The organism is Chamaesiphon sp. VAR_48_metabat_403 (genome assembly GCF_031422475.1).
In the GTDB taxonomy this organism is placed as follows: domain Bacteria; phylum Cyanobacteriota; class Cyanobacteriia; order Cyanobacteriales; family Chamaesiphonaceae; genus Chamaesiphon.
In genome coordinates this window covers 1-2062 of record NZ_JANPLS010000009.1, presented here as the reverse complement: position 1 = coordinate 2062, position 2062 = coordinate 1, and the positions used below count along the sequence as shown (strand labels likewise).

The 2062-nt window shown below is 43.5% G+C and carries 1 protein-coding gene; it reads right to left on the bottom strand.

The window, feature by feature from the left end; genetic code table 11:
• Positions 1-2028, bottom strand: a 2028-nt coding sequence (locus RMO79_RS00405; protein ID WP_310481063.1) for an FUSC family protein, incomplete at its 3' end; no start/stop codon positions are given.
• Positions 2029-2062 lie beyond the last annotated feature (34 nt).

The window sequence follows — 2062 nt, the reverse complement described above, 5'->3', positions numbered from 1 at the left end:
TCGCAGCATTTCGTCCAAATCGGGCAAAGGTGGTGGGATAATTTCCTGCTCGACGGCATCAGCTAACTGCTCTAACACTAACGAAATTCGATCCACAAAGGTTGCTAATTCAGGCAGTGGCACAGTCGAACGAAAATATTTCAGATGTACTGCCAAAACTGTGATGGCATTAGTAAAACGTCCGATATATGCCAGCAGCGTCATTACTGGTTCGACTAATTTTGGGTGCATTTTCGGTTCGCGGAGCAATCCTTGAAATGAGGCTTGGGCATTGCCGACTGCTAGTCCAGTTTGTCGCCGTTGAGCGATAATAGCCGCGTCATACACCTCTGTTCCTTGGTAAACAGCCATGACATCATTAAAGTAGGTTTGGGACTCTCTCAGGGCAATGACGAGTTGACTGGGCAACCTGTCGCGTTCCCAATTCGGCAATATTAAGTAATGACTGCCGAATGCCAATCCCGCGCCAATTAAGGTATTCAACACGCGAACCTCGGCAAATTGCCAACCTGTAGAATTACTGGTATCGGTAATTAGTAAGATAAATATTGACAGAAACACCACTGAATAACCATAGTTGAAATCAATCAGAGCAACACCGAAAAATACTGTCAGCACGATCGCGATGTCTAATACAGGCTTACTCGCGATTGTGGAAATTATTACAGCGGCTACCACTGCACCCAGAATCGTCCCCCCAATCCGCTGAAAAAACCGCTGAAAAGTTACGCCCAAGTTCGGTTTGAGGACTAAGATAGTGGTCAGCGTGACCCAATATCCCATTGGTAAATTGGTCATGCTATATAAAATTACGCCTAAACTAAGACTGATACCAAGTCGCAGCGCGTGGCGGAAGATTGCTGATTCTAAGGTGAAGTTTTCTGTGAGTAATCTCGATAGCGAATGCTGTTCATCTGTAACTAATAAAAGTGGATCTACCTGACGTTGGCTGGTGTTGCTGTTTTCTAACAAAGATTTAGCCGACTGAGCCGCGTATTGTAATTGTTCGATTGGTTTTTCGATCGTCAGCAGTAAATTACTCAGCGCAACGAGATTTGGATAGTCTGTTTTACTCCCTGACATTGCTTGTCTTTGTCGGTGTTCTCGTTCTTCTAGTGCGTTATAAATGCGATTGAGATTGTCGATATCGATGCTGGCAGATTTACCAACAATGACTTTGGAAATCGATCTAAACACGATCGACATTTGGACAAATGTATCGTCTATTAATGGCTGAACTGCCCGATATTGATGTTGGTGAGCATGAGTTTCGAGTAATTCTGTGAGGGCAATAACTGAGCCAAGTAAGCGATCTCCATCTTGAGTTAGCACGAGTAACTGCTCGCCCATCCAACTTTGTGCCGACTGTCTAATTCGGGCGGTACCTAATACATGGCGGGCAGTTTCTAATGTTTTTCTAATCTCTAGGATATTTTCAGTTGTGGGGACTCCAGATTCAAATACCTTTAGGTATTTAGCAAGCGCATCGAAGCAATTAGCTACCGCAATTCTGAGCAGATCGTAAGGTTTAAATGGCCACATTACTAGGGAAAGTAACATCGCCCAGCCACCAGCAATTAGACATAATAGCGATCGCATCAATGCTATATCTAAATCTCCTGGTAAAGCAATCGTCGAAATAAATGATGTCCCAACTACCAGCCCGACATTGGCACCAGTATTACCATATAGCGATGCAAAACCTGAAGCCAGTCCCCATAGAAATGTCAGGATGACAGCGAGGATCGGAATACTAGCAACTAGAGTACCGATAAATACCGAGATCGTGATGCCGAAAGTGGCGATAACCATCGCTCTTGCTTTAATCTGATAAGAGCCAGCAACATTGACAAAATTGATAAAATAAGCAATTAAACCAACAAATAATCCGCTTTCTCTCTGGTTAATTAGTTGCCCAATTAACATCGGAACTCCCAATGATAATGCAGCCCGCAAGCCATTCGCAAGTGCTGGTTTTCCTGGTGCTGACTGGATGAGGAAGCTGAAAAAACTATGTTCATTTAACATGAGATTCATCAACAATTAAATTGCGTTATTTGAC